General features: G+C 71.2%; 7 protein-coding genes. 1 reads left to right on the top strand and 6 read right to left on the bottom strand.

Annotated elements, in window-relative coordinates:
* Positions 1-1,438: polysaccharide biosynthesis tyrosine autokinase (locus KBX53_RS20185; protein WP_210861009.1), on the bottom strand; the 1,438-nt coding region annotated here is incomplete at its 3' end.
* Positions 1,439-1,776: 338 nt separating this feature from the next.
* On the opposite strand from KBX53_RS20185, the gene nhaA reads away from it, so the two are divergent.
* Positions 1,777-3,135 carry a Na+/H+ antiporter NhaA gene (gene nhaA, locus KBX53_RS20180; protein WP_030338040.1) on the top strand — a complete coding sequence of 453 codons (1,359 nt, stop codon included), beginning with the start codon at positions 1,777-1,779 and terminating at the stop codon, positions 3,133-3,135.
* Positions 3,136-3,213: 78 nt separating this feature from the next.
* On the opposite strand, the gene KBX53_RS20175 is transcribed toward nhaA, so the two are convergent.
* The 5 genes from KBX53_RS20175 to KBX53_RS20155 all read right to left on the bottom strand — a co-directional run.
* Positions 3,214-3,411 carry a hypothetical protein gene (locus KBX53_RS20175; RefSeq protein WP_030338041.1) on the bottom strand — a complete coding sequence of 66 codons (198 nt, stop codon included), beginning with the start codon at positions 3,409-3,411 and terminating at the stop codon, positions 3,214-3,216.
* A 4-nt stretch (positions 3,412-3,415) separates the two neighbouring features.
* Positions 3,416-3,739, bottom strand: coding sequence for a hypothetical protein (locus KBX53_RS20170; RefSeq protein ID WP_156058029.1), 324 nt, complete (start codon positions 3,737-3,739; stop codon positions 3,416-3,418).
* Complete coding sequence (locus KBX53_RS20165; RefSeq protein ID WP_051708909.1) at positions 3,736-4,098, bottom strand: DUF1622 domain-containing protein; 363 nt, start codon at positions 4,096-4,098, stop codon at positions 3,736-3,738. The genes KBX53_RS20170 and KBX53_RS20165 overlap by 4 nt, the downstream gene beginning before the upstream one ends.
* A 39-nt stretch (positions 4,099-4,137) precedes the next feature.
* Positions 4,138-4,725 (bottom strand): TMEM165/GDT1 family protein, encoded by a 588-nt coding sequence (locus KBX53_RS20160; RefSeq protein ID WP_030338044.1) that lies wholly within the window; start codon positions 4,723-4,725, stop codon positions 4,138-4,140.
* A gap of 217 nt (positions 4,726-4,942) precedes the next feature.
* Positions 4,943-5,681 (bottom strand): L-histidine N(alpha)-methyltransferase (locus tag KBX53_RS20155; protein ID WP_210861007.1); only part of this gene is annotated, 739 nt, incomplete at its 5' end.

The raw sequence follows: 5,681 nt of genomic DNA, 5'->3' as shown, positions 1-5,681 counted from the left end.
GGGTGTGGTCGGCGCCGCCGTTGACCCCGGTGATGGTCTCGCTGGGCCGGCCGGACGCGGCCCGGTCGGCCGGCACCGAGGCTCCGGTCGCCGAGGCGACCACCCGGTAGGCCTCGTACTGGTAAGCCTCAGCCTTGGCCACCTTGGCCATGTTCAGCACACAGCCGAGCAGCCGGACCGAGACCGAGTGCAGTGACCGGGCCGCCGCGGCGACCTGGGTGCGTGAGGTACGGCCCTGCTGGGTCACCAACAGCGCGCCATCGGCCTGCACGGCCACCACCACGCCGTCGGTCACGGCGAGCAGCGGCGCGGTGTCGATGATCACGATGTCCGCCGACTCGCGCAGCGCCAGCAGCAGGTCCGACATGGCCTTCGAGCCGAGCAGCTCGCTCGGGTTCGGCGGGGCGGACCCGCTGGGCAGTACCAACAGCGACTTGTCTCCCCAGCGCTGCACGACGTCGCCCACCTTCACGTCGCCCACCAGCACGTCGGTGAGGCCGACGCCGGCGTCGAGGCCCAGGTAGTCGTCGACCTTCGGTCGGCGCAGATCCGCGTCGACCAGCAGCACCCGCCAGCCCGCCTCGGCCAGCGCGATGGCCAGGTTGCAGGAGAGCGTGGTCTTGCCCTCGCCCTGCAGGGCGCTGGTCACCGCGATGACCCGGGCCGGCTCGTGGACGTCCACGAAACGCAGGTTGGTGCGCAGCTTGCGGACCGCCTCGGCCCGCGCCGAGGTCGCGGCGTCGCCCACGATGAGCGGGGCGCTGCGGGCGTTGGCCTCGAACGGGATCTCACCGAGCAGCGGGCTGCCGGTGGCGCGTTGCAGTCCGGCGGCGTCGCGCAGTCGGACGTCGGCGACGCCGCGCAGGATCGCCAGGCCGATGCCGAGGATCAGGCCGATCAGACCACCGAGGGTGAGGTTGCGCACCGGTTGCGGCGAGACGGGGTTGGCGCTGACCCGCGGGCCACTCACCACCTCGATCTTGATGGGTGCCTTGCCCTCCGGCGTCGTCTCGACCTTCTGGACGAGTTCGACGAACTTGCTGGCGAGGCTCTCCGTCACCCGCAACGCGCGGGTCTGGTCGGTGTCGGTGACCGATGCCCGCAGCAGGACGGTGCCGGTCTCGGTGGAGGTGCTCACCCGGCGCTGCACCTCGTCGGCGGTGAGGCCGACCGGAGTTTCGGCCACCACGCTCTGCGCCAGCCGGTCGCTGCTGAGCAGGTCGGCGTACGACTTGACGCGCTGTTGCAGGAAGAGCCCGCCCTGGTAGGCGTCGGTGACGCCCGAGTTGGGGGTGGTGACGAAGAAGGTCACCGAGGCGACGTACCGGGGTTGGGCCCGTACGGTCACGAACGCCGAGACGCCGAGGGCCACCATGACCGTGACCAGTGCGACCCACCAGTGCCGACGCACATGGCGCAATTGGCGGAGCAGGTCCATCAGGAGCGCCTCCGTGTCGGTCCGGTTACGCCAAAGAACTTCACGAAAACCCCCAAGGTCGTCTCTAAACTCGTGAAACCATTAAAGCGGCTCATACGCCTTATGTCCGGAGTTATGCATTTTCCGGTGACGTGATGCGCGCCCGCTTGACCAACCCGACAAACACCCATTCGGCAGCGGCGACAACCGGGAAAAAGTCGCCGGGCCGATCGGACGGCAGCCGTTCGGCCCGGCCGTCGCCCCGCCCGAGGCGCCGGATAGGGTTGACAACGGTGTGCCGGGAAGCCTGGTCGGCGAGTGGATTTTTGCCGTCCCGACTCCCCTAGGTGAGCCCGCAGATGACCTCCCACACCCCGCCATCGGGGCCACGCCCGCCGAAGACCCGGCTGTTCTCCCGGTCGTCCTGGCCGGAGGCCCGGCACCTGGCCGACGTGCTCCGCACCGAAACCGTCGGTGGCGCGCTGCTGCTGGCCGGCGCCGTGCTCGCGCTGATCTGGGCCAACTCCCCGTGGTCCGACTCGTACACCCGGCTCAGCCACGCCGTGCCCTGGCCGGGCGCCCCCTGGCACCTCGACCTGGACGTGGCCACCTGGGCGGCGGACGGCCTGCTGGCCATCTTCTTCTTCGTGGTGGGCCTGGAACTCAAACGGGAGTTCGTCGCCGGGGAACTGCGCGACCCGCGCCGGGCCGCGCTGCCGGTGGCGGCCGCACTCGGCGGAATGCTGCTGCCGGCGCTGATCTACGTGGCGGTGGTGCTGAGCGCGGGCGGCGACGGCCTGCGCGGATGGGCCATTCCGACCGCCACCGACATCGCTTTCGCGCTCGCCGTGCTCGCCGTGGTCAGCTCACATCTGCCGCAGGGCCTGCGCGCATTCCTGCTCACCCTCGCGGTGGTCGACGACCTGTTCGCGATCACCATCATCGCGATCTTCTACACCGCCGACTTCCAACCTCTCGCGCTGCTCGCCGCGTTGGCGCCGATCGCGCTCTTCGCGGTGCTGGTGCAGCGGGGGCGTACCTGGTGGTGGGCACTGATCCCCCTCGCGGTCGCCGCCTGGACCCTGATGCACGCCTCGGGCGTGCACGCCACGGTGGCCGGCGTCCTGCTCGGCTTCACCGTCCCGGTGCTCGCCCGCCGACCGCGCGGCGGCGGCCAGCCGGCCACCGCCGACGCGGGAGCGGACCAGGGTGGCCTCGCCGCGCGCCTGGAGCATCGCTGGCGGCCGGTGTCGGCCGGCCTCGCGGTGCCGATCTTCGCCCTGTTCGCCGCCGGTGTCACAGTGCGCGGCACCGACCTGGGTGCCCTGTTGCGCGACCCGATCGTGATCGCCATCGTCGCCGGGCTGGTGTTCGGCAAGAGCATCGGCATCTTCGGGTCGACGTACCTGCTGGCCCGGTTCACCCGCGCCGAGCTCGACGAGGACATCACCTGGACCGACCTGCTCGGGATCGCCCTGCTGGCCGGCGTCGGGTTCACCGTCTCGCTGCTCATCGGCGACCTGGCCTTCGGGGCGGGCAGCACCGCCGACGATCGGGTCAAGGTCGCCGTACTGCTCGGCTCGGTGATCTCCGCCGGGCTGGCCGCCACGGTGCTCAGCCGCCGCAACGCGACGTACCGGAGGGTGGCGCAACGCGAGCGGATGGACGCCGACGGGGATGGCGTACCCGACGTCTACCAGCACCCCGACGCCCACTGAACCGCCCGCCCCGGGGTGCGCACGGCGCGGCCTGACGAGCATGGGCTCGTCGCCGCGCCGGCGGCCCGGGGCCGGCGCTCAGTGGCGACGGTCGGCGGGGGGCAGGTCCTCGGTCTCCTCGGCCAACGCTTCGGCGGTCGGCCCGGTGAGGTCGTCGCCCGGCACCGCCACCGCCTCGGCGCGGTCCTGCTCGTCGGGCTTCCCGCCGGGCTGCGGCTCCGGAGCGGTGGCACCGCCGGCGAAGCCGTACTCGTTCGGTTCGTCGTGCCGACCCATCTGGTCATCCTCCCGATTTACCGATTTCACCTGTCGACGCCAACGGTAGGTGGTGATCGTCGTCGGCGCAGCGGGCCGGGGATTGTCGGCCGGACCACGGTGCTGGCCTGCTCAGCGCCGCCCCGAGCAGCTGACGCAGGGCGATGATCGCCACCGCGCCGGCCAGCCCGTTCCAACCCGGATCACCGGCGAGCCGCAGCAGGCCGGCCGCGGTGAGCAGGTCCAGCAGGACGCGCACGCCGCTGCGCAGCGCGCGGGCGCTGAGCGCGGTGACCACGCCAGCGACCAGCGCCAGCGCGGTGACCGCTGTGACCAGGACGCCCGTCACCGCCGCTGCTCGCCCTCAGCCACCTGACGCTGCTCCTGGCGGATCTCCCGGCCCAGGAAGTAGTTCAACGCCGTTCGGATCGTCGCGATCGCGGCCAGTTGGCCGATCTGCGCGAACGACGGGGACACCGCCGTGCGCAGCACGTCGGCCGCCAGCTGGAACTCCAGGCCGAGGGTCAGAAACCGACCCAGCGAGAGTCGGATCGGCGTGAAGCGGGCGGCGGTGCGGTGTCGCAGCCCCTCGACCACGAACCGCACCGCCGCCCACACCGCGCCAACGAAGATCACCAGCGCGCCGGCCACCTCCACCACCGCAACCAGCACCTGGTCGCCCTGGCGCAACAACTCGGCCGGGTCCACCCCGGGCCGTTACCCGCCCACGGGGCAGCTAGTCGGCGCTCAGGTCAGCTCGTTCACCGCCTCCAGGATCAGCCAGAGACCGGAGATGGCGAAGAGGATCGCGGCGCCGTACTTGATGGTCTTCTCCGGCAGCCGCCGACCGAGCATCCGGCCGACCAGGATGGCCAGCGCGTCCGCGGCCACCATGCCGATCGTCGAGCCGAGCCAGACACCGAACCAGCCGTACTTGGTGGCGAGCGTGATCGTGGCCAGCATCGTCTTGTCGCCCAGCTCGGCGAGGAAGAACGCCACCGACACCGCCACCAGCGCGGTCTTGTTGGTCTTCTCGGCCTTGCGCTTCTCCTCCTCGGTGAGCTTGTCCCCGCGTAGCGTCCACGCACCGAACCCGAGGAACGCCACGCCGGCCACCAGGGAGATCCACTCGGTGGGCAGCACCGCCCCGAGACCCGCCCCGATGGCGACCGACGCCAGGTGCACCACAGCTGTCGCCACCGTGATGCCGATCAGCACCGGGATCGGTTTGAACCGCGTGGCGAAGGTCAGCGCCATCAGCTGGGACTTGTCCCCCAGCTCGGCGACGAAGATGACGCCGAAGCTGACGACCAGCGCGGCGAAGAATCCCTCCATGACGTCCTTCCCGTTCACGCCGGGAGGAGGTACAGGGGCGCCCTCGACCCGGCTGCAACAGCCTGAGTCGAAGGTCTCGCCCGCCCCGGGAGAACCGGGGCCGCGTGGCCGGATGCAGAACGCACCAGTATGTCGACCACGACATTGGGGGCTACTCCCCTTCGCGTGGTCAGCCTAGCGGATCACCCTCCGGCCCGACCGGGTCGGGTGAACAGGCTCACCGCGCCCGCGCCAGCGTGACGCCGAAGAGCGCGTCCGGGTCGGTCCAGAACTCCGCCGTGCCGAAGCCGGCCGCGGTCAACTCGGCGGCGATCCCCTCCCGGCGGAACTTCGCCGAGACCTCGGTCCGCAGCTCCTCCCCCGCCGCGAAGTCGACGGTCAGCCCCAGCACCCGCACGCTCATCGGCCGGGTCGCCCGCAACCGCATCTCGATCCACTCATTGTCGGAATCCCAGACCGCGACGTGCTCGAACGCGCCCGGGTCGAAGTCGGCGCCCAACTCGCGGTTGATCACGTGCAGCACGTTGCGGTTGAACTCGGCGGTGACCCCGGCGGCGTCGTCGTACGCCGGCACGATCACCGACGGGTCCTTCACCAGGTCCGTACCGAGCAACAGCCAGTCGCCGACCTCCAGCGCCGCGCGCATCGCCGTGAGGAACTCGGCCCGCTCGGCGGGCAACAGGTTGCCGATGGTGCCGCCGAGGAACACCACCAACCGCCGACCGCCGGTGGGCAGCCGGTCCAGTTGCCGGGTGAAGTCCCCGACGATGCCCCGGACCCGCAGGCGGGGATAGTCGGCGGCGATCTCGGCGGTGGACCCGCGCAGGGCACTGACCGACACGTCCAGCGGAACGAACGTGCCCAGCCCACCCTGGCGGGTGAACGCGTCCAACAGCAGCCGGGTCTTCTCCGACGAACCGGAACCCAACTCGATGAGCGTCTTCGCCCCGGTCAGC

This window comes from Micromonospora sp. M51 (genome assembly GCF_018070305.1).
GTDB classification, from domain to species: Bacteria; Actinomycetota; Actinomycetes; order Mycobacteriales; family Micromonosporaceae; genus Micromonospora; species Micromonospora parva.
Note: the sequence above shows the minus strand (reverse complement) of the source record. Positions and strands in the feature narration are given on the sequence as shown.

What these genes read in the sequence shown, in the direction of transcription:
- nhaA (WP_030338040.1), top strand. Translation starts at nt 1,777, where the DNA reads ATGACCTCCCACACCCCGCCATCGGGGCCACGCCCGCCGAAGACCCGG.
- KBX53_RS20175 (WP_030338041.1), bottom strand. Translation starts at nt 3,411, where the DNA reads ATGGGTCGGCACGACGAACCGAACGAGTACGGCTTCGCCGGCGGTGCC.
- KBX53_RS20160 (WP_030338044.1), bottom strand. Translation starts at nt 4,725, where the DNA reads ATGGAGGGATTCTTCGCCGCGCTGGTCGTCAGCTTCGGCGTCATCTTC.